24 protein-coding genes are annotated in these 24,416 nt (G+C 69.0%); 6 read left to right on the top strand and 18 right to left on the bottom strand.

Annotated elements, in window-relative coordinates:
• Window positions 1-97 precede the first annotated feature (97 nt).
• Window positions 98-1,633: a threonine ammonia-lyase, biosynthetic gene (gene ilvA / locus B0920_RS21135; protein ID WP_078034938.1), complete on the bottom strand. Its 1,536-nt coding sequence runs from the start codon at window positions 1,631-1,633 to the stop codon at window positions 98-100.
• Between the two features lie 198 nt (window positions 1,634-1,831).
• Between ilvA and B0920_RS21130 the strand changes: the two genes are divergently transcribed.
• A complete protein-coding gene (locus B0920_RS21130; protein ID WP_078034666.1) occupies window positions 1,832-2,335 on the top strand; it encodes a YqaA family protein in 504 nt (167 codons plus the stop codon).
• A gap of 19 nt (window positions 2,336-2,354) precedes the next feature.
• Here the strand turns inward: B0920_RS21130 and B0920_RS21125 are convergent, their stop codons facing one another.
• The 4 genes from B0920_RS21125 to B0920_RS21110 all read right to left on the bottom strand — a co-directional run bounded on the left by B0920_RS21125 (window position 2,355) and on the right by B0920_RS21110 (window position 7,734).
• Entirely contained in the window at window positions 2,355-3,017 is a 663-nt protein-coding gene (locus B0920_RS21125; protein WP_078034665.1) for a PEP-CTERM sorting domain-containing protein, read from the bottom strand.
• 69 nt (window positions 3,018-3,086) lie between these two features.
• A complete protein-coding gene (locus B0920_RS21120; RefSeq protein ID WP_078034664.1) occupies window positions 3,087-4,088 on the bottom strand; it encodes an alpha/beta fold hydrolase in 1,002 nt (333 codons plus the stop codon).
• Window positions 4,089-4,242: 154 nt separating this feature from the next.
• Window positions 4,243-7,206: a triple tyrosine motif-containing protein gene (locus B0920_RS21115; protein WP_078034663.1), complete on the bottom strand. Its 2,964-nt coding sequence runs from the start codon at window positions 7,204-7,206 to the stop codon at window positions 4,243-4,245.
• Between the two features lie 87 nt (window positions 7,207-7,293).
• The gene (locus B0920_RS21110) at window positions 7,294-7,734 is read right to left on the bottom strand and encodes an ester cyclase (RefSeq protein ID WP_078034662.1); all 441 of its coding nucleotides are present in this window, start codon (window positions 7,732-7,734) and stop codon (window positions 7,294-7,296) included.
• A gap of 76 nt (window positions 7,735-7,810) precedes the next feature.
• On the opposite strand from B0920_RS21110, the gene soxR reads away from it, so the two are divergent.
• Window positions 7,811-8,263, top strand: a complete 453-nt coding sequence (gene soxR, locus B0920_RS21105) for a redox-sensitive transcriptional activator SoxR (protein WP_078034661.1) — start codon at window positions 7,811-7,813, stop codon at window positions 8,261-8,263.
• 78 nt (window positions 8,264-8,341) lie between these two features.
• Window positions 8,342-8,926: a flavin reductase family protein gene (locus B0920_RS21100; RefSeq protein WP_078034660.1), complete on the top strand. Its 585-nt coding sequence runs from the start codon at window positions 8,342-8,344 to the stop codon at window positions 8,924-8,926.
• A gap of 2 nt (window positions 8,927-8,928) precedes the next feature.
• Here the strand turns inward: B0920_RS21100 and B0920_RS21095 are convergent, their stop codons facing one another.
• The 5 genes from B0920_RS21095 to B0920_RS21075 all read right to left on the bottom strand — a co-directional run bounded on the left by B0920_RS21095 (window position 8,929) and on the right by B0920_RS21075 (window position 11,402).
• Complete coding sequence (locus B0920_RS21095; RefSeq protein WP_078034659.1) at window positions 8,929-9,354, bottom strand: CopD family protein; 426 nt, start codon at window positions 9,352-9,354, stop codon at window positions 8,929-8,931.
• Window positions 9,351-9,671, bottom strand: coding sequence for a DUF3817 domain-containing protein (locus tag B0920_RS21090; RefSeq protein ID WP_078034658.1), 321 nt, complete (start codon window positions 9,669-9,671; stop codon window positions 9,351-9,353). Before B0920_RS21090 ends, B0920_RS21095 begins: the two co-directional genes overlap by 4 nt.
• A gap of 163 nt (window positions 9,672-9,834) precedes the next feature.
• On the bottom strand, window positions 9,835-10,317 hold the full coding sequence (locus B0920_RS21085) for a copper chaperone PCu(A)C (RefSeq protein WP_229455859.1): 483 nt from the start codon (window positions 10,315-10,317) through the stop codon (window positions 9,835-9,837).
• Window positions 10,314-10,931, bottom strand: coding sequence for an SCO family protein (locus tag B0920_RS21080; RefSeq protein WP_078034656.1), 618 nt, complete (start codon window positions 10,929-10,931; stop codon window positions 10,314-10,316). Before B0920_RS21080 ends, B0920_RS21085 begins: the two co-directional genes overlap by 4 nt.
• A 108-nt stretch (window positions 10,932-11,039) precedes the next feature.
• On the bottom strand, window positions 11,040-11,402 hold the full coding sequence (locus tag B0920_RS21075; RefSeq protein WP_179119262.1) for a DUF2946 family protein: 363 nt from the start codon (window positions 11,400-11,402) through the stop codon (window positions 11,040-11,042).
• Between the two features lie 281 nt (window positions 11,403-11,683).
• Here B0920_RS21075 and B0920_RS21070 point away from each other — a divergent pair, with 281 nt between their 5' ends.
• From B0920_RS21070 to B0920_RS21060, 3 genes are read left to right on the top strand one after another with little or no spacing between them, the layout of a single operon-like run.
• Complete coding sequence (locus tag B0920_RS21070) at window positions 11,684-15,694, top strand: DUF3683 domain-containing protein (RefSeq protein WP_078034654.1); 4,011 nt, start codon at window positions 11,684-11,686, stop codon at window positions 15,692-15,694.
• Complete coding sequence (locus B0920_RS21065; protein ID WP_078034653.1) at window positions 15,691-16,113, top strand: HIT family protein; 423 nt, start codon at window positions 15,691-15,693, stop codon at window positions 16,111-16,113. Before B0920_RS21070 ends, B0920_RS21065 begins: the two co-directional genes overlap by 4 nt.
• A gap of 10 nt (window positions 16,114-16,123) precedes the next feature.
• The gene (locus tag B0920_RS21060) at window positions 16,124-16,534 is read left to right on the top strand and encodes a gamma-butyrobetaine hydroxylase-like domain-containing protein (protein WP_078034652.1); all 411 of its coding nucleotides are present in this window, start codon (window positions 16,124-16,126) and stop codon (window positions 16,532-16,534) included.
• A gap of 49 nt (window positions 16,535-16,583) precedes the next feature.
• Here B0920_RS21060 and B0920_RS21055 read toward each other — a convergent pair whose 3' ends face one another.
• The 8 genes from B0920_RS21055 to B0920_RS21020 all read right to left on the bottom strand — a co-directional run bounded on the left by B0920_RS21055 (window position 16,584) and on the right by B0920_RS21020 (window position 24,176).
• The gene (locus B0920_RS21055) at window positions 16,584-17,528 is read right to left on the bottom strand and encodes a LysR family transcriptional regulator (RefSeq protein WP_078034651.1); all 945 of its coding nucleotides are present in this window, start codon (window positions 17,526-17,528) and stop codon (window positions 16,584-16,586) included.
• A gap of 69 nt (window positions 17,529-17,597) precedes the next feature.
• On the bottom strand, window positions 17,598-18,386 hold the full coding sequence (locus B0920_RS21050) for an SDR family NAD(P)-dependent oxidoreductase (protein ID WP_078034650.1): 789 nt from the start codon (window positions 18,384-18,386) through the stop codon (window positions 17,598-17,600).
• 228 nt (window positions 18,387-18,614) lie between these two features.
• Entirely contained in the window at window positions 18,615-18,818 is a 204-nt protein-coding gene (locus B0920_RS21045; RefSeq protein WP_078034649.1) for a cold-shock protein, read from the bottom strand.
• 192 nt (window positions 18,819-19,010) lie between these two features.
• A complete protein-coding gene (locus B0920_RS21040) occupies window positions 19,011-20,435 on the bottom strand; it encodes a hypothetical protein (protein WP_078034648.1) in 1,425 nt (474 codons plus the stop codon).
• Window positions 20,436-20,469: 34 nt separating this feature from the next.
• Complete coding sequence (locus tag B0920_RS21035) at window positions 20,470-20,982, bottom strand: hypothetical protein (RefSeq protein WP_078034647.1); 513 nt, start codon at window positions 20,980-20,982, stop codon at window positions 20,470-20,472.
• 11 nt (window positions 20,983-20,993) lie between these two features.
• Entirely contained in the window at window positions 20,994-21,677 is a 684-nt protein-coding gene (locus tag B0920_RS21030; protein WP_078034646.1) for a C39 family peptidase, read from the bottom strand.
• Between the two features lie 4 nt (window positions 21,678-21,681).
• Window positions 21,682-22,086 (bottom strand): hypothetical protein, encoded by a 405-nt coding sequence (locus tag B0920_RS21025; RefSeq protein WP_078034645.1) that lies wholly within the window; start codon window positions 22,084-22,086, stop codon window positions 21,682-21,684.
• Between the two features lie 80 nt (window positions 22,087-22,166).
• Window positions 22,167-24,176 (bottom strand): hypothetical protein, encoded by a 2,010-nt coding sequence (locus B0920_RS21020; RefSeq protein WP_078034644.1) that lies wholly within the window; start codon window positions 24,174-24,176, stop codon window positions 22,167-22,169.
• Window positions 24,177-24,416 lie beyond the last annotated feature (240 nt).

Here is a 24,416-nt window from a genome sequence, read left to right as displayed (position 1 = left end):
CGCTCGTGACGTCCGTGAGGTGGACGGTCGCACCGTCCACGCGTTCAACAATATGCCGCCGGCGCCGTGGATAACGGCCGCCGGCAGGCGGGTGGGGCTAGCCCAGGAACAGCTTATACACCGGATTCGCGCTCTCGTCCCAGTGGCGGTAGCCGAGGGTGGCGAGGAAGCGCTGGAATTCGTCCATTTCGCCCTTCGGCACCTGCAGCCCGACCAGGATGCGGCCGACGTCGCCGCCCTGGTTGCGGTAGTGGAAGAGCGAGATGTTCCAGTTCGGGGCCATGCTTTCCAGGAAGCGCATGAGCGCTCCCGGCCGTTCGGGAAACTCGAAACGATACAGCAATTCGTCCTGGGCCAGCGCGCTCTTTCCGCCCACCAGGTGGCGGATGTGCAGCTTGGCCAGTTCGTCGTAGGTGAGGTCGAGGGTGCGGAAACCGTGCTCCTCGAAGGTGCGCGCCAGCAGGTGCGATTCGCTGCGGCTGGCGATCTGGGCGCCGACGAAGACGTGGGCTTCGCGCTCGTCGCTGATGCGGTAGATGAATTCGGTCACGTTGCGCGGCCCGACCAGCGAGCAGAAGCGGCGGAAGCTCCCGCGCTGCTCGGGAATGGTCACCGCGAACACGGCTTCGCGCGATTCGCCCAGCTCGGCGCGCTCGGCGACGAAGCGCAGGCGGTCGAAATTCATGTTGGCGCCGCAGGCCACCGCCACCAGGGTCTGGTTCTTCACCGGCTCGCGGTTCATCTGCGAGCGTTCGACATAAGCCTTGGCGCCGGCCACCGCCAGGGCGCCGGCCGGCTCGAGGATGCTGCGGGTGTCCTGGAACACGTCCTGGATCGCGGCGCAGATGGCGTCGGTGTCGACCAGGATGATCTCGTCCACCACCTGCTGGGCCACGCGGAAGGTTTCCTCGCCCACCAGGCGCACCGCGGTGCCGTCCGAGAACAGGCCGACGTCGGGCAGGGTCACGCGCTGGCCGGCCTTGAGGCTGCGCGCCATCGCGTCCGAATCCAGGGTCTGCACGCCGATCACCTTGATGTCCGGGCGCACCGCCTTGATGTAGGCGCCCACGCCCGAGACCAGGCCGCCGCCGCCGATGGCCACGAACACGGCGTGGATGGGGCCGGAATGCTGGCGCAGGATCTCCATGCCGATCGTGCCCTGGCCGGCGATCACGTCCGGATCGTCGAAGGGGTGGACGAAGGTCAGGCGCTGTTCCTTTTCCAAGAGCAGGGCGTGGTTGTAGGCGTCGGTATAGGAGTCGCCGTGCAGCACCACCTCGACCGCCGCGCCGCCGCGCGCCTTGACGGCGTCGATCTTGACCTGCGGCGTGGTGGTGGGCATCACGATCAGGGCGCGGCAGCCCAGGCGCGCGGCCGACAGGGCCACGCCCTGGGCGTGGTTGCCGGCCGAGGCGCAGATCACCCCGCGCTTCAACTGCTCGATGCTCAGGTTGGCCATCTTGTTGTAGGCCCCGCGCAGCTTGAAGCTGAACACGCTCTGCATGTCCTCGCGCTTGAAGTAGATGCGGTTGCCCATGCGCTGGGACAGCGTGGGCGCCAGGTCCAGCGGCGTTTCCTCGGCCACGTCGTAGACGCGGGCGGTCAGGATCTTCTTGAGGTAGTCGGTAGTCATGGTCGGATAGCGGTAGAGCACGGCATTGAACGCCTGGAGGTGCGGCGGTCCGGGACGACGCGAACTGTTCTGCCTGGAGGGTGACCGTGGCGCGCAGTGCGATCGGCGGGGCTGGGTGGCAGCCGGGCCTATCGTGTCGTTACGATAATTCAGGGTCATTATAATGGACGCTCAACTCTACCGTCCCAGCATCCATCGATGATCGAAAACGCCGTCCTCTGGCTACTCAACTTCCTCGCGGCCCCGACCGTGGGCCTGACTTCGGTCTTCATCATCAGTTTCGTCTCGGCCACCCTGTTGCCGATGGGCTCGGAGCCGGCCGTGTTTGCCGTGGTCAAGGCCAACGGGGCCATGTTCTGGCCGGCCATCATGGTGGCGACCCTGGGCAACACCCTGGGCGGGGCGGTCGACTATTTCGTGGGTTACCGCGCCAAGGTCGCCTTCGCCAAGGAAAAGCAGAGCCGCTGGTTCGGCTGGCTCAAGCGCTATGGCGCCAAGACCATGCTGCTGTCCTGGGTGCCGGGCGTGGGCGACCCGCTGTGCACCCTGGCCGGCTGGCTGCACCTGCCCTTCTGGCCCAGCGTGATGTACATGGCGATCGGCAAGTTCTTGCGCTACGTCACCATGACCGTGGCCCTGCTCTATGTGCCGGACGGCTTCTGGAAGACGATCGGCGACTTCTTCGAGCGCCTGATCGGCTGAACCGACAGTCCCGGGAAGTTCAGGCGCGGCGCAGGCGGCGCGCGCCGGCGCCCGCCACCAGCAGGCCGGCCGCCAGCATGCCCCATTGGCCCGGCTCGGGCACGGCGGCAATCACCCGCAGCGAGGCGTAGTCGGCGTTGGCGCCGGTGTCCCACAGGCCGGGAGCGTCCGGGTTGCTCGGGTAGGCCAGCAGGCCGAAACTTCCTCTCAGGCCGTCCGCGCTGTCGAGCGCGCGCGGCGCGTAGGCGTCGCTGTCCGGCGGCGCCCATCCGGTCAGGGCCTGGGTGAAGTAGATCTCGTAGCCCTGGGGCGAAGAGAAGGTCACCCGGTGCCGGAAATCGTTCCAGGCGTCGTCCCCGGCGCTCACGCGGGCCATGCCATTGAAGCTCAGGGAACGCTCGCCCACCGTCAGGCGGAAGTCGACCTGGCTGCGCCAGATGGTCGGCAAGCCCTCGACGTCGAGGTAGACCTCGGGAGAATCCGGGTCGAATGCGGTCTCGATGCGCACCGAGAAAGGCAGGACGGTGGTCCCGCTTTCCGGATACAGGTCCAGCAGGCTCATCACGAGGGTATTGGCGTCGATCGTGCCGCGGGTTTCCGACACGATGGTGACGGGATCGGCGGCGGCGCCGAGCGGAAGCGCCAGCAGGATGGCGGCACAACAGCTGGACAGTCGGGACATGGCGGCCTCCGCAATGGTATGGCCGCCAGTATAGGCGTGCGCGGCGGGTGCGGCGCACGCCTGGCGGGCTCAGCGTTTGACCTTGCGGTCGAGGAAGTCGCGCATCAAGCGGGCGATGCGATCGCCGTCTTCCTCCAGGGCGAAGTGGCCGGTGTCGAGCATGTGCACTTCGGCTTTCGGCAGGTCGCGCAGATAGGGCTTGGCGCCCTCGGCCGGGAAGATCTTGTCGTTCTTGCCCCAGACGATCAGCATCGGCGGCTGGTGCTTGCGGAAATAGGCCTGCCATTGCGGGTAGAGCGGAGGATTGGTGCCGTAGCTGTAGAACAGCTCGAGCTGGATCGCCTTGTTGCCGGGACGGTCCATGTAGGCCTGGTCGATCACCGCGGAATCCGGGCTGACGTTGAGGGCCGGGTTACGGTAGCCCTCGGTGTACTGCCAGCGGGTGGCGTCCATCTCGAACAGCGGGCGCAGCTTGGCGGCGTTGGCTTCCGATTTGTCCTTCCAGTAGGCCTTGGCCGGCACCCAGAAGGGGTTATCGATCCCTTCGTCATAGGCGTTGCCGTTCTGGACCACGATGGCGCTGATGCGTTCCGGATGCGCGGCGGCCAGGCGGTAGCCGATCGGGGCGCCGTAGTCCATCACGTACATCGCGTACTTGCTCAGGCCCAGCTTGACGGTGAGCTTGTCGACGGTTTTAGCCAGGTTGTCGAAGCTGTATTCGTACTGGTCCATGGCCGGCTGGCCGCTCTGGCCGTAGCCGGGGTAGTCGGGTGCGATGACGTGGTAGCGCTCGGCCAGTTGCGGGATCAGGTTGCGGAACATGTGCGAGGAGGTCGGGAAGCCGTGCAGCAGCAGCACGGTCGGCGCGTTCTTGGGGCCTGCCTCGCGGTAGAACACCTTCACGCCGTCGATGTCCACGGTGTGGTAGCTGACCGCGGCGGACGGACGGGCGGCGGCGGGGCGGGTCTGGGCGGCGTCCGGCGCGGCCTGGGCCAGGGCGGGCTGGACCAGTGCGGCAGCGAGGGCGGCGGCGAGCGAAAGGCGGGCAAAGCGTGCGTGCAAGGCGTTCATGGCGTTCTCCTTCAGGGCTGGTTGAGTGGGGGACGGGCTGGTTTGCCGTCGTCCGATCCGCTTGTCAGTGGATGGAGCCAGTGTCACTCATGCGCGCCAAGAAGAGAATGAGCTCTCGGAACAAGTTACCATTGCGTCTGGAGGAATAATCGCCTCAGGCGGCTACTTCTCCGGCCTCGTAGATGCGCTCGCCCGGCACCGAGAAGCGCACCACGGCGCCGCCCGCTGCCGCGTTGCCGATCTCGATGCTGCCGCCCAGCTTGCCGATCCGCTCGCGCATCCCGGCGATGCCCCAGTGGCCGGCGCGCCCCGATCTCGCGAGCGCGGGGGCGATGCCGACGCCGTCGTCCACCACCTCGCCCTCGATCCCCTCCGCGCCGAAGCGCAGGCGCACTACGATGCGGCTGGCGCGGGCGTGGCGCACGGCGTTGAGCACGGCTTCGCGCAGCATGCAGCGCAGCTCGGCGGCGGCCTCCAGGCACAAGGGCGGCGCCTCGCCCTCGGCCGTCAGCGTGAGCATGGCGCTGGCGCCGGGCTGCACCGCCTCCGCCGCTTCCGCCAGTCCGGCGAACAGTTCGGCGCCGGCCGGCGCGGCGCGCAAGGCCATCACTTCGTCGCGGGTGCTGGCCACCAGCTCGTCGGCCTGGTCGAGGGAGCGGCCGACCAGCGCCTGCAGCTCGGGTTCGTGGGCCAGGCGCGCATGCACCATGTGAAAGCGCAGCAGCAGGGCCTGGACCGCCTGCAGCAGGTTGTCGTGCAGCGAGCGGGCGATGCGCCCGCGTTCTTCCAGGGTCGCCTCCATGCGCGCCAGCGCGCGCGCGTCGGCGCGCCGCTGCAGCGCCGCCACCCGCCAGCGGTAGAGCAGGACCAGGGCCAGCAGCAGCAGGGCGGCGCAGGCCAGCCGGAAGGGCAGTGTCTGCCAGAAGGCCGGCGCGATCTCGAAGCCGAGCTGGGCGCCTTCGGTATTCCACACCCCGTCCTCGTTGGCGGCGATCACCTGGAAGCGGTAGCGACCCGGCGCCAGGTTGGTGTACGAGGCGCTGCGCTCGCGCTCCACCTCGCGCCAGTCGGGATCGACGCCGTCGAGCCGGTAGCGCAGCCGCGCCCGTTCGGGAATCGAGAGCGCGGTGGCGGTGAAATCGAGGTCCAGGGCGGTCGTCCCTTCGGGCAGCACCAGGCCCGCGCGCGGCGCGTAGCTGTGCTGCCGGGTGCGCAGCGCCTCGATCAGGACGGTGGGCGGAAGCGGGTTGCGCGGGATCGCGGCCGGGTCGATCCAGCCGACCTGGGATGCGGTGGCGTAGTAGAGCCGGCCGTCCTGCCCCAGGGCCAGCGAGGGCAGGGGACGGATCTGCGCCGCCAGGCCGCGCACGCCGTCCTCGAAGTTGAACAGTTCCGCGGCCACCGGGCGGGCCGGCGCGGACCAGAAGCCGCGCAGGGCCGGCGCGCCGACGCGCACCAGTCCGGCGTTACTGTGCAGCCACAGGCTGCCCTGGCGGTCGAGCGCCAGCCCGGTGATGCGCTGGAAGTTGCCGGGAAGGGCCAGGCGCAGGGGATGGGCGCGGCCGCCGTCGAGCCAGGCCAGGCCCAGGTCGCCGCCGGCCAGCACCCGGCCGCCGGCGTCCAGCAGGGACAGCACGTTGCCGACCGCGAGACCCGCCTCGGGGCCCAGGAGCTCGACGCCATCCGGCGTCAGCTTGCCCACCCGGCTGCCGGTCAGTCCCACCCACACGGTCCCGCGCGCATCGCCCAGCATGCTGATCGGGATCGGCTCGGGCAGGTCTCGCAGGCGCTGGTCGCGGCGCCAGCCTTCGCCATCGAAGACCCACAGGCCGTGGCGCACGATCGAGACCAGCAGGCGACCCTCGCCCTCCACGGCCAGGGCCTGGATCGCATAGCCGCGCGGGACCTCCCGAGGCAGGGCGATCCGCCGCTCGTGCTCGCCGCGCACTTCCCACAGCTCGGTGTCGGTGCCGACCCAGGCGCGGTCCGGTCCCTGGCGCACGATGGCATTGACGCCGACGATGCCGGTGACGCGGCGGCTGCCATCGGGGCGCCAGCGCACCAGCGGCTTGCGCTCGGCGCTGAGCCACATTTCCTCGCCCAGGCCGGGCTGGGCGAACCAGAGATAGCCGCTGGCGCCGGTGGGCAGGAGGCTGAAGCGGTGGCGGCGCAGGCGCTCGACGCCGTCCGGGGTGACCATCCAGAGGTTGTCCTCGCGGTCGACCAGGGCGTGGGCGACGTGGGCGCTGCTGCCCGGATGGAAGGGGAAGAGTTCGGCTTCGGCCAGCACGCCGTCGGCCCGCGGCGCGAGACGCACGATGCCGTCCTCGCGCAGGCTCCAGGTGCTGCCGTGCGGGCCTGGCCAGAAGTACTTGCGGTAGAGATCGGGGCGGTCGACCCGCACCAGCTTCTCGCCGGGCGCGTTCAGGTGCAGGAAACCCTTGCCCGGCGCGGAGGTGTAGATCAGGCCCTGGTCGAAGCTGGTATAGGGATCCTGCTCGGTCAGCACGTGCTCGAAGCGCTCCGCGCCGCGCGCGCGGCGGTAGATCGCCGGACCCACGTGCAGCCAGAGCGTGCCCTCGGGGTCGAATTCCAGGGCCGGGACGTTACCGGCCGGCAGGGAGTCGGCGCCGCTCGGCTCCCATTTGCCCTGGCGATAGTGCAGCAGGCCGGTGCTGGTGCCGAGGTAGATCGTGCCGTCGCGGTCCACCGCCACGTTGTTGGTCGAGCCAGCCGGGATGTCGCGGCCGGGCTCGAAGTGGCGCCTGCCCTCGCGGGTAAACAAGCTGAGCCCGCCGAACTGGTAGGTCAGCGCCAGGCCGCCGGGAATGCGCGTCACCGAGGTGATGCTGGGCGAAGGAATGGGGTGGCCGTAGACGCTGTCGACCTGGCGGAAGCGCACGCCGTCGAAGCTGTGCAGGCCGGCGGGCGAGGCGAACCAGAGCATGCCGTCCGCCGTTTGCGCCATCGAAAAGGAATGCTGGGGCGCGCCCTCGGACTGGCCCCAGCGCCGGCGTTCGTAGCTTTGTTCGTCCTGCCGCGCCAGGACGGAGGAGGCGGCGGCCAGGGTGGCGTACAGGCAGAGCGCCAGCGCCAGAAGAAAGCGGATCGGTCGCATGGTGGAATTCGGCTGAAGAAGACTAGCCGCCATCATACAAGAGCGATCGCGGCCGGCAGCCTGCCGCCGGACCCATGGCTTCTTCCCCTATAAGGGACGCGCCGGCTCCGGCTGGACGAAGGAGGGCGGCAGGGCGCCGAGCTGCTGCAGCACGCCCAGGCGGTCGGCCTGCAGCCAGGCGCGCACGATGCGTCCGTCGCGGAGCTGGTAGATCACGTTGCCTTCCTGGCGGACCTCGGCATGGCTGGGCGGGTGGCCGGCGAAGGGGCCGCCGTGCAGCGCGCGGAAGGTCCAGCGCACCGCCACCCGGTCGCCCTCGCCGAACAGGTCGTGCAACTCGAAGCGCACGCCCGGAAAACCGGTCAGCACGGTCTGGATGGTGGCGCGGAATTCGCGCGGTCCGTGCTCGCCGCGGGGGCCGACGAAGTCGGGCGCCACCAGGCGCTCCAGCCGGTCGAGGTCGCGTCCATTGATGCAGTCCTCGTACAGCGTGCGGACCAGTTGCTTGTTGTGTTCGACAGTATTCATTGTTTTCTCCACGGGCTTGTCATTCGGTGCGATCCAGTGTAAAACCTCAACTAAAGTTGAGGTCAAGAGGAGATCCATGACGATCACGAATCCGGAAGACGTCCGCCGTCCGCTGACGGTGGGCGAGGTGGCCAGCCGCGCCGGCGTGGCCGTCTCGGCCCTGCATTTCTACGAGTCCAAGGGCCTGATCCGCAGCATGCGCAGCAGCGGCGGCCAGCGCCGGTATGGACGCGAGGTGCTGCGCCGCGTGGCGGTGATCAAGGTGGCCCAGCGCATCGGCATTCCGCTGGCCGAGATCGGCGCGGCCCTGGCCGCGCTGCCCGAAGGGCGCACCCCGACGGCGGGCGACTGGGCGCGCATGTCGAAGCGCTGGCGCGCCGAGCTGGACGAGCGCATCGCCCAGCTCACCCGCCTGCGCGACCAGCTCGACGGCTGCATCGGCTGCGGCTGCCTGTCGCTGGAACACTGCCGGCTGCGCAATCCGATGGACGAACTGGCGGAGCAGGGCAGCGGGCCGCAGTTGCTTTGACGCGCATGTAGAATGGGCCTTGGTAAGCCCGGCCATCTTCTGCCGGTTTCCCTGCGACTGATCCCACCGACTGCCTCCATGTCCATCTCGCCCCACCTTCCGGCCCACCTCGAGGCCGTCGAGCTCGAAAAATCCTACCGGCTGCTCAACCACGGCCCCACGGTGCTGGTGACCAGCCACCATGCGGGGCGGGACAACGTGATGGCGGCCGCGTGGTCGATGCCGCTCGACTTCAAGCCGCCCAAGGTGGCGGTGGTGATCGACAAGAACACGCTCACCCGCAAGCTGGTCGAGAGCTCGGGCGAATTCGCGCTCAACGTGCCGTCGCGCGAGCTGGCGCGCCTGACCCTGCAGGTCGGATCGCACTCGGGGCGCGAGCTCGACAAGTTCGCGGCCTATGGCGCGCGGGCCTTCCGCGGCCAGCGCACCAGCGCGCCGCTGATCGAAGGCTGCATCGGCTGGCTCGAATGCCGCCTGCTCCCCGAGCCGCGCATCCAGGACGCCTACGACCTGTTCCTGGGCGAGGTGGTGGCCGCCTGGGCCGACCCGGCCGCCTTCCACGACGGCCACTGGAACCTCGGCCAGGGCGGCAGGAAGAGCATCCATTACGTGGCCGGCGGCCACTTCTTCGAGACCGGCGCGGCCTTCGAGGTCAAGGACTGAGTTCATCCGGGCTTGGCCACGGCCAGCGCGACCGCGCAAGCCACCAGCGCGAGCAGCAGCGCGGGCGAGCGCCCCGATGGCGCGGGAGCCGTGCCGGCAGCGCCGGCCAGGCGGCGCAGTTCCCCCGCCTGCAGGCCATGCAGCATCGACAGGATCAGCACCACCACCAGCTTGGCCTGCAGCCAGCCGCTGGCGAACCAGCCCGCCTGCATGGCCGCCGCCAGGCCGCAGATCCAGGTCAGGGCCAGGGCCGGGGTGGTGACGATCCGGTCCCAGCGCTGGGCTTGAGACAGCAGGCGGCGCTCGTCCGGCATGCCGGGGACCGGCATGGCGCGGTAGATGCGCAGCACCAGGGACTGCAGCAGCAGGCCGGCGACGAAGGCCACCACGGCGATCACGTGCAGGCTTTTCAGGAGCAGGTAGATCATGGCTGGTCCTCCCGCATACGGCGCAGCGCGATGAAGCTGCCGAAGGGCAGGCAGGCCGCCAGCACCAGCAGCGCGGTGCGTCCGCGCGGCCAGGAGGCGTCCGCGCTCACCCCCATCAGCGCCCAGAGATAAAACAGGAAAGCCAGGCCGTGCAGCGGGCCGAGCGCCCTCACCAGGCCAGGTTCGCCCAGCAGGTGCTTGGCGGGGACCGCGACCAGCACCAGCAGCAGCAAGGTGGATCCTTCGAGCAGCGCCGCGCGCCGGAACAGCCGCCGGCTGGGGACGGCGTGGAATGGGCGTGGTGTTTCGGTATTCATGAAGATTCTCCTATGGTGTTCCCTGCCTGGGGCAGGGCGATCGTCAGGATATGGTCGCGCCTCACCATCTGGCCGAAAGACGGCTTGCGATCGGTTTCGGCCACTACCTGCCGTGTGCGACACAAGCACGGCGCCAGCGTGGCGGCCACGCAGCCCGAGGGCCTCATGGCCCCGCGCCCAGCGCCCGCACCTGCGCCTGCACCTCGACGCCGAAGCGCCGCCGCTCGGCGTCCTCGAATTCGAGCCGGAGCGGGATGCGCTCGCCTGCGCCGGGCTGGCGCTTCAGCTCGAGCAGCATGATGTGGTAGCCGCCGGGCCTGAGCTGCACGGTCTCGCCGGCCGGGATCGGCAAGGACGCGATCTGCCGCATGCGCATAATGTCTCCCTCCATGCGCATCTCGTGGACCTCGGCGCGCCCGGCGACGGGCGAGGAGGCGCCGACCAGGCGCAGCGGCGCGCCGGCGCGCAGCCGCATGAAGGCGCCGGTGGCGCGCTGCTGGGGCACGGCGCCGCGCACCCAGGCCTCGCTGACCTCCACCTGCGGCGCGGCTTCGGTCTTGGCCTCGGCCTTGGCCCCGGCCGCGGCGACAGCGCTATGGGTGAGGGCGGCGCCGGCGAACATGGCGAGAAAGACGCGGTATCTCATCGCCAGCCTCCCTTGCGTTTCTCGTCGTAGCGCATCAGCTTCTGCAAGTCCTCGGCGCACTCCTGGGCGGGCTGCGCGTGCCTGAGCGCCAGTCGCACCTGCCCATCCGGGTCGATGACGTAGCTGAGCGCCGTGTGGTCGACGCTGTACGACGCGCCGGTGGGCACCTGGCGGTAGAACACGCGGTAGGCCGCGGCCGCGCGCGCCACTTCCTGCGCCGAGCCGGACATGCCGACGAAGGAGGGATCGAAGGCGCGCACGTAGGCGTCCAGGATGGGCGGCGTGTCGCGCTGCGGGTCGACCGAAAGGAAGGCGACCTTCAGCCGTCCCTTGCGCTCGCCCAGCAGTTCGCGGATCGCGACCGCGCGCGAGAGCGCGCTCGGGCAGACGTCGGGGCACTGGGTATAGCCGAAGAAGAGCAGCAGGTAATGGCCGCGGAAGTCGGCCAGCGTGCGGCGCCGGCCGGCGCTGTCGGTAAGGCTGAAGTCGCCGCTGTAGTCGCCGTTGGCGAGATCGATGCCCCGGTAGACCGGGGAGGGCGGGGCGCAGCCGCCCAGCGCCGCCATGGTAGGGGCGAGCGCCAGGGCGACGAAGTGTCGTCGGGTGAGATGCATGATGTCCTTGCCTGTTGGACGTGCGGCCGCCGCCGCGCGGGCGCAGGGCGTGCGCGGGCGGCGCCACGTCGGATGCGGGATAGCGGCCTTGGGGGCCGCGCTGTCGTCTCAGGTGCGAAGGGGAGGGCCGCGCGCCAGCTGCGGCGGCCAGTGCGCGGCCGCGCGCGGCAGGGGCGCGGGGCAGGCGCCGGCCAGGCCGGCGAAGGCGGCTGGCTGGATGGGCAGGGCTTGCGGCGCTGGCGGAGCAGTCGCCTGCCATACCGGGCAGGCGGCGCAGTGCGCGTCCTGGCCGTGCTTGGCGGCGCCCGATGACGGCTCGGCCGGGACGTATTTCGCGCCGCCGGCGCTGCAGATCTCGAGCCACCCCGGCTCGGCCGCGCGCGCGAAGCCGGCCACGCCTACCTGCGCGAGCAGCAGCAGCGCCAGCAGGAAGCTGAAGAAGCGGTAAGCGGGACGGGCCAGGTAGGGCATGAAAAACATTGTAGTGCGGGTGGCGGCGCCGGGAAACCGGACATATTGTCCAAGTGGCCAGGATGCCGGCGCATACCCTAGGGTCTACGCCGTTTTACGGTCTCGTCAGTATGAGCTTTGCAAACGGGTGCTTCCGTGCAAATTTAATTTGCAGCTTGCCGCTCTACGCCAAATCTTGTTGCAGGCGCCCCTCTGGGAAAAAGCGGCGCTCCCCAGCGTGGTGCATCGCAATAAGCTAGAATGGACATCCTTCGGGCCCGTCCGACGTCGATTCGAATCCCATGAACGCCCCCGCACACATCCATACCCTGTTAGCCGACAACGCCCCCGCGCGCCTGCGCGAGATCCCGTACAACTACACCTCGTTCTCCGATCGCGAAATCGTGATCCGCCTGCTGGGTGAGTCGTCGTGGCGGCTGCTGGACGAGCTGCGCGGCGCGCGCCAGACCGGGCGCTCGGCGCGCATGCTGTACGAGGTGCTGGGCGACATCTGGGTGGTGCGCCGCAACCCCTATCTGCAGGACGACCTGCTGGACAACCCGAAACGGCGCGCCAAGCTGATCGAGGCGCTGCACCACCGCCTGGCCGAGATCGACAAGCGCCGCGTGACGGTCGACGCCGAGGACGGCGCCGCGCCCGAGGTGGCGGCCGCGCGCAGCGCCGCGGTCGAGCAGCTGCTGGCGGCCGCGCGCAAGGCGGTCGACGACTTCGGCCGCGAGTTCAGCGACATGTACGACCTGCGCCGCCGCGCGCGCCAGGTGCTGGGCGCCTACACCGACAAGCGCAACATCCGCTTCGACGGCATGCATCGCGTCTCGCACGTCACCGACGCCACCGACTGGCGCGTCGAGTATCCCTTCCTGGTCCTGCTGCCCGACAGCGAGGACGAGATGGCCGGCCTGGTCAAGGGCTGCATCGAACTGGGCCTGACCATCATCCCGCGCGGCGGCGGCACCGGCTACACCGGCGGCGCGATCCCGCTGACGCCGATGTCGGCCGTGATCAACACCGAAAAACTGATCCAGATGGGCGAGGTCGAGATGCTGCGCCTGCCGGGCGTGGACCGCGAGTACGCGACCATCCACACCGGCGCCGGCGTGGTCACCCAGCGCGTCTCGCAGGCGGCCGAGAAGGCCGGCTTCGTGTTCGCGGTCGACCCGACCTCGGCCCACGCCTCCTGCATCGGCGGCAACATCGCGATGAACGCGGGCGGCAAGAAGGCCGTGCTGTGGGGCACCGCGCTCGACAACCTGGCTTCCTGGCGCATGGTCGACCCGAACGGCGACTGGCTGGAAGTGACCCGCATCGGCCACAACCTGTCCAAGATCCACGACGCGCCCACCGCCACCTTCAAGCTGGAATGGACCCACCCGTCGGCCAAGGGCGCGCCCAAGGGCGAACCCTTCCGCACCGAGACCCTCACCATCGAGGGCCGGCGCTTCCGCAAGGAAGGCCTGGGCAAGGACGTCACCGACAAGTTCCTGGCCGGCCTGCCGGGCATCCAGAAGGAGGGCACCGACGGCCTGATCACCTCGAGCCGCTGGATCCTGCACAAGATGCCGAAGTTCACGCGCACCGTGGCGCTGGAATTCTTCGGCCAGGCGCGCGACGCGATCCCGTCCATCGTCGAGATCAAGGATTACCTCGACAGCCTGCCGAAGAACGGCGACCCGGCCTTCGCCACCCTGCGCCTGGCGGGCCTGGAGCACCTGGACGAGCGCTACCTGCGCGCGGTCGGCTACGCCACCAAGTCCAAGCGCGGCGTGCTGCCCAAGATGGCGCTGTTCGGCGACATCGTCGGCGACGACGAGAACGCGGTCGCGCTGGCGGCCTCGGAAGTGGTGCGCATCGCGAACACCCGCGTGGGCGAGGGTTTTGTTGCCGTCAGCGCCGAGGCGCGCAAGAAGTTCTGGCTCGACCGCGCCCGCACCGCCGCCATCGCGCGCCACACCAACGCCTTCAAGATCAACGAGGACGTGGTGATTCCCCTGAACCGCATGGGCGAATACACCGACGGCATCGAGCGCATCAACATCGAGCTGTCGATCAAGAACAAGCTGCAGCTGGTGGAACAGCTGCACGAGTACCTCGCGCAGGAACACCTGCCGATCGAGAAAAGCGACGACGCCACCGGCGACACGGTGGACCGCGCCGAGATCCTGGGCGACCGCCCGCAGCAGGCCGTGAGCCTGGCGCAGCTGGTCGGCAAGCGCTGGGCCTTCATCCTGGCCAACCTCGACGCCAAACTCGGCGACGTGATGCCGGCCCTGGAGGAACTGGGCCTGGACCACCTGCGCAATCTCTTCGACCTGCGCCTGGGCAGCCAGCCCGAGGCCACCCTGTTCGACCTGGTCCAGGACCACACGGTGCGCGTGTCGTGGAAGCAGGAGCTGCGCGCGCCGCTGCGCCAGATCTTCAACGGCGCGGCCTACAAGTGCATCCTCGACGAGTGCAGCGCGATCCACAAGCGGGTGCTGCGCTCGCGCGTGTTCGTCGCCCTGCACATGCACGCGGGCGACGGCAACGTGCACACCAACCTGCCGGTGAACTCGGACGACTACGCGATGCTGCAGGACGCGCACAAGGCGGTCGAGCGCATCATGAAGCTGGCGCGCTCGCTGGACGGCGTGATCTCGGGCGAGCACGGCATCGGCATCACCAAGCTCGAATTCCTCACCGACGAGGAGATCGGCGAGTTCCGCGACTACAAGCTGCGCATCGACCCGCAAGGGCGCTTCAACAAGGGCAAGCTGCTCAACCTCGAAGGCGCCCACGCCGACCTGCGCAACGCCTACACGCCGTCCTTCGGCCTGATGGGCCACGAGTCGCTGATCATGCAGCAGAGCGACATCGGCGAGATCGCCAACAGCATCAAGGACTGCCTGCGCTGCGGCAAGTGCAAGCCGGTCTGCACCACCCACGTGCCGCAAGCGAACCTGCTGTACTCGCCGCGCGACAAGATCCTCGCCACCTCGGCCCTGATCGAAGCCTTCCTCTACGAAGAACAGACCCGGCGCGGCGTCTCGATCCGCCATTGGGAAGAGTTCGAGGACGTGTCCGACCACTGCACCGTGTGTCACAAGTGCGTGACGCCCTGCCCGGTGAACATCGACTTCGGCGACGTCTCGATGAACATGCGTAACCTGCTGCGCAAGATGGACAAGCGCAGCTTCAAGCCGGCCAACCGCGCCGCCATGTTCTTCCTGAACGCGACCGACCCGACCACCATCAACGCCACCCGCAAGGCCATGGTCGACCTGGGCTACAAGGCCCAGCGCCTGGGCGCGAGCGTGCTCAAGGCGGTGTCCAAGGAGCAGACCAAGGCCCCGCCCCCGACCACCGGCAAGGCGCCGATCCGCGAGCAGGTGATCCACTTCGTGAACAAGAAGATGCCGGGCAACTTGCCGAAGAAGACCGCGCGCGCCCTGCTCGACATCGAGGACGACAAGGTCATCCCGATCATCCGCAACCCCAGGAAGACCACGGCCGACACCGAAGCCGTGTTCTACTTCCCCGGCTGCGGCTCGGAGCGCCTGTTCTCGCAGGTGGGCCTGGCCACCCAGGCCATGCTGTGGGAAGTGGGCGTGCAGACCGTGCTGCCGCCGGGCTACCTGTGCTGCGGCTATCCGCAGCGCGGCGCCGGCCAGTACGACATGGCCGACAAGATGATGACGGATAACCGCGTGCTGTTCCACCGCATGGCCAACACGCTCAACTACCTCGACATCAAGACCGTGCTGGTGTCCTGCGGCACCTGCTACGACCAGCTCGCGACCTACGAGTTCGAGAAGATCTTCCCGGGCTGCCGCATCATGGATATCCACGAATACCTGCTCGAGAAAGGGGTCAAGCTGGAAGGCGTGAACGGCACCCGCTACATGTACCACGACCCCTGCCACACGCCGATGAAGATGCAGGATTCGATCAAGACCGTGAACGCCCTGGTCTCGACCGTGGACAAGGTGGCGATCGAGAAGAACGACCGCTGCTGCGGCGAGTCGGGCACCTTCGCGGTGAGCCGTCCCGACATCGCCACCCAGGTGCGCTTCCGCAAGGAAGCCGAAATGGAGAAGGGCGCCGACAAGCTGCGCGCCGACGGCTTCAAGGGAGAGGTCAAGATCCTCACCTCCTGCCCGTCCTGCCTGCAGGGCCTGTCGCGCTACAACGAGGACTCCGGCACCACGGCCGACTACATCGTGGTGGAGATCGCCAAGCACCTGCTGGGCGAGAACTGGCTGCCCGACTACGTGGCGCGCGCCAACAACGGCGGCATCGAGCGGGTGCTGGTGTGAAGCTGGTCGGCTGCGAACTGTGCGACCTGGCCGCGCCCGCCGTATGGCGCGGCCCGAAGTTCAGCGTCATCCTGGTCGACGACGCCAATTACCCGGGCTTTTGCCGCGTGATCTGGCACGAGCACGTGCGCGAGATGAGCGACCTGGCCGGGGAAGACCGGCTGCTGCTGAACGAGGCCGTGTTCCAGGTGGAAGAGGCGGTGCGCGAGGTGATGGAGCCGCTCAAGGTCAACGTGGCCAGCCTGGGCAACGTGGTGCCCCACCTGCACTGGCACGTGATCCCGCGTTACGCCGACGACGCCCATTTCCCGGCGCCGGTGTGGGCGGCGGCCGCGCGCGCGACCGCGCCCGAGGTGCTGGAAGCCCGCCGCGCGCTGCTGCCGCGCCTGGAAGCTTCTATCCTGCGCCGATTCACGTAACGAGGAAGCCATGCCCAATCCCACCGAACTCACCGTCCACCAGAAGTCGCGCCTGCTCGACATCGCCTTCGACGACGGCGCCGCGTTCTCGATTCCCTTCGAGCTGATGCGCGTCTACTCGCCCTCGGCCGAGGTCAAGGGCCACGGGCCGGGACAGGAAGTGCTCCAGCTGGGCAAGCGCGAGGTCGGCATCTCGGGCGTGGAGCCGGTCGGGAACTATGCGATCAAGCCGCTGTTCGACGACGGGCACGCGACCGGGATCTTCAGCTGGGACTATCTCTACAAGCTGGGCAGCGAACAGCGCGCCCTGTGGCAGCAATACCTCGACCGCCTGCGCGCCGCCGGCTTCGACGAGGAGAGCGGACGCGCCCCCGGCGCGGCGCTGCCCGGCGCCCCTGTGCGCGGCGGCTGCGGCGGCTGAGCCTAGGTCCAGCCGGCGCGGCAGCTTCCTGGCGCAGCGCCGGGATGGCTCACCGTGACGCGTCCGCCGCCACGAGATGCCCGGCGTCGCCTCTCAGCGCCAGCAAGGGCCCCAGCCGCTCGACCAGGAAGTCGATGAACACCCGGATGCGCGGCGCGACGTGCTTCTGGTTGGCATAGATGATACTGATGTCCTCGATGTCGCCGGCGTTGTATTCCGGGAGCAGCTCGACCAGGTCGCCGCGCTGGAGGTCCTCGTACACATGGAACATGCCCAGGCGGCTGATGCCCATCCCCTGCAGGGTGAGCTGGCGCATGGTTTCGCCATTGTTGGTCTGCGCGCCGCCGCTCACCGCCAGGTGCAGCAGCCCGCCGTCGACCATGAAGGGCCATTCGTCGAGCGCGCGGCGGAAATTGAAGTTGAGGCAGTCGTGGCGCAGCAGGTCTTCGGGAGATTGCGGCGCCGGATGCCTTTGCAGATAGGACGGAGCCGCCACCACCGCCTTGCGGCTGCTAGCCAGCTTGCGGGCGCGGAAACTGGCGTCATGGAGCGGTCCCATGCGGATGGCGACGTCGACCTCGTCGCGCTGCAGCTCGACCTTCGCGTCGCTCAAGGACACGTCGAGCTTGATGTCGGGATAGCGTTGCCGGAAGTCCTGGAGCAGCGGCACCAGGTAGTGCTGCCCGAAAGGCAGGGAGGTGTTCACGCGCAGCAGGCCGCGCACTTGCGCCTGCGTTTTCGATACGCTGAGCTCCGCGTCCTCGATGTCCTGCAGGATGCGGACGCAGCTCGCATGGTATTCCCGGCCCTCCGCCGTCAGCGACATGCTGCGCGTGGAGCGCTTGAACAGCTGGACGCCCAGGCGGCTTTCGGTGCGCGCCACCAGCTTGCTGACGGCCGAGGGCGACATGTCCAGCACCTCGGCGGCGGCGGAAAAGCTGCCCATCTCCACCACTTTCGCAAACACCTGCATTTCGCCGCTGCGCTTGTCCACGCTGCTCTCTCATGTTGGTCACGGCAGGGCGCCGCAAGCCGCAAAGTATAGCAGCGCGGCCCCGACCGCTCAGGCGATGGTCTGCACGGTGCCGCCCTCGGCGCGGATGGCGGCGCCGTTGATGACGGCCGCGCGCTCGCTGGCCAGGAAGGCGACCACGTTCGCCACTTCCTGGGGCTTGGCCAGGCGGTAGATCAGCGAGGAAGGACGGTTCTCGTCCATGAACTTGCGCTCGGCCTCGGCATAGGCCAGGCCCGGATTGACCGACTGGATGAAGCCCTTCAGGCTCTCGGTCTCGGTCGGGCCGGGCAGCACCGCATTCACCGTCACCCGGCTGCCCCTGGTCAGTTCGGCCAGGCTGCGCGAGATCGACAGCTGGGTGGCCTTGCTGGCGCTGTAATGCGCCATGGCCGCCATCGGGGTCAGCGCCACTTCGCTCGAGATGAAGATCACCCGCCCATGGCCGCGCTCCAGCATGCCTTTCATGTAGGTGCGCGCCAGGCGCACCCCGCTCCAGACATTGGTCTCGAACATGGCCTGCCAGTCGGCGTCGGTGCTGCTGAAGAAGTCCTTCAGCGCATAGGTGCCCATGTTGTTGACCAGGATGTCCACCTGCGGGAAGGCGGCGGCCGCCTCGCGTTCGGCGCCCGGCACGCTCAGGTCGGCGGTCAGCGCGTGCACCCGCTGCGCGCCATGCCTGCCGGCCAGGGTGGCGACCGCGGGGGCGACCGTGGCCTCGCTGCGGCCGTGGACGATGACGTTTGCGCCTTCCTGCAGCAGGCGGTCCGCGATGGCGAAGCCGATGCCGGAGGTGGAAGCGCTCACCAGCGCGGTCTTGTTGTTGAGATCCAGTTCCATGGGGTTCCCTTGCTCATGAGTTGACGATGAGCGGGGAGCATAGAACCGGCGCGCGTGGAGATAAACCGGGCGCCGGGCACAAAACCTGTGACCTGGATTCCCTAATCCGGTCGATCGATGGCGGGCGCAGGATCCGACGCGCGCCCCGCGACCTGCCCGTAAACGACAAAGAGCACGCTGGTGGCGTGCTCTCGTGCTGTGCCTGCCCGTGTGCCGGGCGGCGCGGACTTACTGCGGCTGGATGTTCGCAGCCTGCTTGCCTTTCGGGCCGGCAGTGATGTCGAAGCTGACGCGCTGGTTTTCCTGCAGCGACTTGAAGCCCGTTGCGTTGATGGCCGAGAAGTGTGCGAACACGTCTTCGCCGCCGCCGTCAGGCGTAATGAAGCCGAAACCCTTCGCATCGTTGAACCACTTTACAGTGCCAGTCGCCATGTTGATTCCCTCAAAAAAAGTATATGTGTTATCGCAATGCCTGCTTGCCGAGGACTGGAACCAGGGACGCGCTTGCCATTGCAAAAATGATTATAAAAGTAATTTTTAAATTTTCGGCAAGATTTTTTCAATCGTGCGCTCCCCCTTCCCAGGGCCTGTATCCGGCCTGCCACGCAAGGAATACAAACCTTCTCAGAAGCTCATCGGCACGCGCACGGTGAGGGTGACGTCCGGCGTGTCGCGCGTGACCCCGGCCCCCACCGCGATGTTCAGGCTGCGCTTTTCGCTGAAGCGGTAGGAGTAGCCCAGCAGCAGGGTGCCGAGCTGGGTGCGCACCGAGCCGGCCACCGGCCGGCCGTTCTGGCGCATGCGCGCGATCGTGCTGTGGTCGTAGCCCAGGCTGAGCGAGGCCTTGTCGTTCAGGGCCAGGCCCATGCCGAAGTTAAAGCCGATCACGTTGCCGGGCTCCAGTTCGCCCAGGGGCTCGCGCTCGCCGCTCAGCACCTGGCGCTGCACGTTGCTGCGCTTGAAGTTGTGCACGTAGCTCAGGTTGCCAAAGAAGACCGCCGGGTCGGACGGGTACAGCCAGGTCAGGGTGCCCTGCAGCGAATGGAAGCCCGAACCGGTGGGCAGGCTCAGCGGCAGGCCGGTGCCGGTCACGTTCTCGCCGATGCAGCGGCGCACGCAATCGGTCACCACCTCGAAGGGGTCGCGCCCGGTGCGGCTCTTGTAGCGCAGGCCGGCGATGTAATAGCTCTTGTCCGGGCCGCCGTCGTTGAGCTGGTAGCGGCCGGCCACCTCGATGTCGCCCAGCGCCTTGCCGCTGGTGTCGAACACGCGCTCCACGGCGGTGCCGGTGAACAGCTCGCGGCTCACGGTGGCGTCCGAGCGGTAGACGTAGGGCAGCTTCACTTCGACTTCCATCCGGTTGCTCAGGCCGGTGCGCGCGGTGAGCGCGGCGGTGAAGGTGTTGCGCTTGATCTCGCGCACATCGACCAGGCCGATCAGGAGGGCGGGGATCACCGTGTAGCCGACCAGGGCCACCCGGTTGCTCGAGGAGTAACCGAACTGCACCGAGGGCTCGAGGATGTACTTGCCGCGCGGCGTGAGCACACCCGGCTGCTCGAACAGCGGCGCGACTTCGGGCGGGCGGTTGTCGCGGTTGCGGTTGTTCTGCTGCGCGACCTGGGCCGGCGCCTGGGACTGGGCGTTTGGCGCGGCCGGGGCCGGTCCCGCCGGACGCGACTGGGCTGGAACCGGGGCTGGAGCCGGGGTCGGCACCACCGGCGGCTGGGCCACCGGCGCCTGCCCGGACGGAGCCGCCCCCGCGCCGCGCTGCTCGGCCAGCAGCGCGCCGTCGGCCGCCGGCGGCGCCGCCGCGAGCGCGCCCTGGCGCTCGTCCTGGAGCTGGCGCAGCTGCTGGCGCTGGGCCTGCAGTTCCTGCATCAGCTTGTTGACCAGGGCGCGCTGCTCGGCCAGTTCGGCCTTCAGCTCGGCCAGGTCCTTGTTTTTGACCTGCTCGGTGGGGGTGGCGGGGGAGTGCTGGGCGAGGGCGGCGGGTGCGAACAGCGCCGCCGCAAGTCCGGCGGCGTGCAGCCGGGCGACATGGGTAACCATCCTGGATCTCCAGTTGGGGGTCTGGTTAACAATATTACAAGTTTCCTGCTGAACGCACCAGTACATCGCGCAGCGTCGACTGGAAATTCATGTCTTTCAGCAGGGACATGCTGTTGACCGTGGAGTGGATGATGGTGTCGGCGCGGATGGTCTGGCCGTCGAGGGTGTTCTGGAGCAGGGTGGCGCCATTGCCGAGGCCGATATCTGACCCGGCGAAGTTGTTGTTGCCGAGCTGGATCAAGCGCGCCGAGCCCAGCGCTTCCTGGGCCAGGCGGGCCTGCTCGGCGGTGATGGCGCCCAGGTCGGGGATGGCGATCGAGGAGCGCGACATCACCTCGCCGTTGACCGAGACCACGCGCTCGATGCCGAGCGAGAGCGTGAGGCCGCCGGGCACGTCGAAGCCGCCGCGCGTCGCTTCCAGCTGCTCGGCCGAGGCCGGTGCACCGAAGGGGTCGGCGGCCGTGGCCGGGGTCTGCGCGAATGCCAGCCCTGCGCCGCCGATCAGTCCGGCCAGCAGTGTGGCGTGCAGGATGCGGTAGGGACGCATGGCGGGTCCTTTCAAAAGTCGCCCGGCCCGAACTTGGGCAGGGTGGCGCTGAGCTGGTCCTGGTTCAGGCCTTCCCCCAGGCGCGCGCGCGGGGCGGCGCGCCAGTCGTCGGGATTGTTGAAGGCCACCTGGTCCTTATGGCTGTGAATGACAAACAACAGTTTGTTGCGCCAGATCTCCTTGAAGCGTTCCAAGCTCACGGTGCGCGTGCCGGTGGACGGGTCGCCCATCAGGATGCGGCCGTCCTCGGCGCCCTTGATCACCACGAAGTGGTTGAAGCCGCGGTCGGTGATCAGGACGATGGCCGGCAGCTTTTCGGCGATCAGGGTCTCGATCGGCAGCTGGAAGCCGTCGGCGCGAAAGCCGCGCGTGGCCAGGAAGCGCTGCATGTCGAGCAGCGAAAAGCCCATCTGGCGGATCTTGGCCTGGTCGCCGTTGGTGTACATCTGTTCGAACACCGCCCTTTCGGTGGTCGGCATGCCGTAGTGATGGGTCAGCAGGGTCGCCAGCGCGGCCGAGCCGCAGCTGAAGTCGAACTGCTGGCGCAGGGTGCGCTGGAATTTGATGTCCTTCAGGCTGGTGACCGGCACGTTGACGCGGTTGCCGATCGCGAATTCGAGTGCGGACGCCGGCAGGGCCGGCGCCAGCAGGGCGCCGCACAAGGCGGCGCTGAGCAGTCCACGGAAGTGGTTCATCTTGCTATTGCAGTTGCAGGTTGATGACGGTCGCGTTCTGGATCAGGACGTTGGCGCCGCTGTTCTGGATCACCACCGGCAGCCCCGAGGCGTTGGCGAAGGAGCCGTTGTCGATGATGTTCATGCCGGAGCTGACGTTGGTGGCGCTGTTGTTGCCCACCGTGCCGCCCAGCGTGGCCTCGTTGCGGATGTTGTCCGACGCGCCGCGCGACTCCGACTCGCCCAGCGCGGCAAGGTCGACCCGCTTGCCCCAGCCGGCGGGCGCGCGGTCTTCCTGCGCCACCCGTATTTCGGTAAGAAGAGGCAGCACCACCGGCAGGCGCGCCGATGGGTCCACCGGCTCGACGGCCTGGACTGGCGCCGCCAGCGCTGCCAGCACGACCGGCAGGATGGTAAGGGTCCGTTGCATGGTGTTCTCGCTTGTAAGCGTTGCTCGACACATGCCGCCGCGCGGCTTGCGCTGCGCGGCGGCACCCTTGCAAGGACTACTCAGCGGCCGCTGCCGACGTCCAGGTTCGACTGGACGTTGACGCTTTGCTGGATCAGCGAGGAGAAGCCGTTGTTCTGGCTGATCACCGAGACACCTGCAGCCGACTGGGCGATGTTGCTCATCGAGTTAGACATGTCGAACGCGCCCGTGGTCACCGACACAGCGCCTCCATTGCCGCCGGTGCCGGCGCCACCTGCGCCGCCGTTGCCGGCGCCAGCAGTCTGCGTCCCGCCCGAGCCGCCCATGCCGCCCGTATTGCTGCCGCCGTTGCCGCCGGTACCACCGTTGCCGCCGGTGCCGGCGCCGGTGGTCGGCGAGCCGTTGGTGGCCGAGCCGCCGGTAGCGTCGCCACCGCCTGCGCCAGCGCCGCCGCTGTTCTGGGCAAGGCCGCTGTTGCCGCCGGCCGCGCCCGCGCCGCCTGCACCGCCAGTGCCGCCGTTAGCGGTGCCCGCTGCGCCCGAACCGCCTGCGCCGCCAGTGCCAGCGGTCGCGGTGCCGGCCGCGCCCGAGCCGCCATTGCCGCCCAGGCCGCCAGTGCCTGCCGCGCCCGCGCCGCCCGCGCCGCCGGTGCCCGCCGCGCCCGAACCGCCTCCGCCACCAGTGCCCGTGCCGCCGGCGCCGCCGGTGCCGGTCAAGGCAGCGCCTGCGCCTGCGGTCCCGCCGGTGGAGGAGCCGCCAGCCGCGCCGGCGCCCGAGGTATTGCTACCTGCCGCGCCTGCGCCGCCGCCTGCACCCGCGCCGCCTGCGCCGCCTGCGCCGCTGCCCGCGCCGGCACCGCCCGCGCCGCCGGTGCCGGCCATGGCGTCACCCGCGGTGTTGGTGTTGGTGCCACCGGTGGCTGCGCCGCCGGTCTGGCCATTGGCGCCCGCGGTGGCATTGCCGCTGGTGCCGGCGCCGCCGGTGCCGTCGGAAGCCGGGACCCCGCCTGCGCCCGAGGTGGCGTTGCTGTCGCCCATGCCATTGCCGCCGCCGTTGGCGCCAGCCGAAGCGGTCTGGGTCGAGCCGGTGGCTGCGCCACCTGCGCCCGCCGCGCCGCCCATGCCGCCGGAACCGGTGCCGCCGCCGTAGCCGCCTGCGCCGCCCCCGCCACCTGCGCCGCCGGTGGCAGCGCCGTTGCCGCCACCCGCGCCGCCTGCGCCGGCGGTGATGCTGCCGTTGCTGCCGCCGTTGCCGCCCATCAGCGGACCGGCACGGCCACCGTCGCCGCCCATGCCGTTGCCGCCTGCGGCGCCGTTGCCACCATTGGCTGCGCCGCCTGCGGCTCCCGAGCCGCCGGTGCCTGCGCCGCCCGCGCCGCCTGCCGCGCCCGCGCCGCCATTAGCGTTGGCCGAGCCGGCCAGGCCGCCGGCCGCGCCTGCGCCGCCGGTGGCGTTGGCGCCGGCGGTGCCGCCGCCAGCCGCGCCCGAACCGCCTGCGCCGGTGTTGCCGCTGGTGGCCGCGCCGGTGCCGCCTCCTGCGCCGCCTGCGCCTGCGGCGGTGTTGCCGACCGACGCGGTGCCGTTCGAGGCCGCGCCGCTTTCGCCTGCGCCGCCGGCGCCGCCAGCCGCGCCCGCTGCGCCCGAGGCTGCGCCGCCCGCTGCGCCCCAGCCCTGTGCTGCGCCGCCGTTGCCGGTGCCTCCCGCGGCGCCGTTGCCGGTGCCGCCGGCGCTACCGGCATTGTTGGTGGCGCGGTTGCCGATGTCGCTGATCGAGTTATTGCGCACTTCGCCGGTCAGCGTGCTGGTGGCGCTGGCGGTCGAGTTGTTGAAGGAGCCAGCGATGGACGAGGTCGCGTTGCTGCCATTGTTGGCCGCTGCCGCGCCGTAGGCGCTTGCGGCGGCGCCGCCGGTGCTGTTGTTCTGTCCGGAGTAGTTGCGCGAATCCGTGCTGTTGTCGTCCGTGTTGTTGGTGGTGTTGGTGATCGTCGAGTTCTGGGTGTTGCCACCGCCATCGTTGATCGCGTTACCTTGTTGTGCGTGTGCCATGCCGAATGCGAGAGCGATCGCGGTGGCCAGGATAGTGCGCTTCATGTATGACTCCCCTTTTGTCACTGAGTTGAGATACCCGGTGTCAACGCGGCACCGGTCCTCTCCTCCTTTAGCACTTGCCATGCCAGCGCTGTCGCCCCCTGCAAGCGCTTGATTTGTAGGAGTATTTTGATGAGCTACTGTAGGACTCGTCTGGATTGATGAGCGTGAACAACAAATCACCGAGCGACTGTCTCAAGCCTGTGACAGGGTTGCCAGAAATTTCACAAATCTGTCTCAGGT

Origin of the sequence: Massilia sp. KIM, from assembly GCF_002007115.1 — a bacterium.
In the GTDB taxonomy this organism is placed as follows: domain Bacteria; phylum Pseudomonadota; class Gammaproteobacteria; order Burkholderiales; family Burkholderiaceae_D; genus Telluria.
The sequence above is the reverse complement of the archived record's forward strand: the minus strand, read 5'-3'. Positions and strand labels throughout refer to the sequence as shown.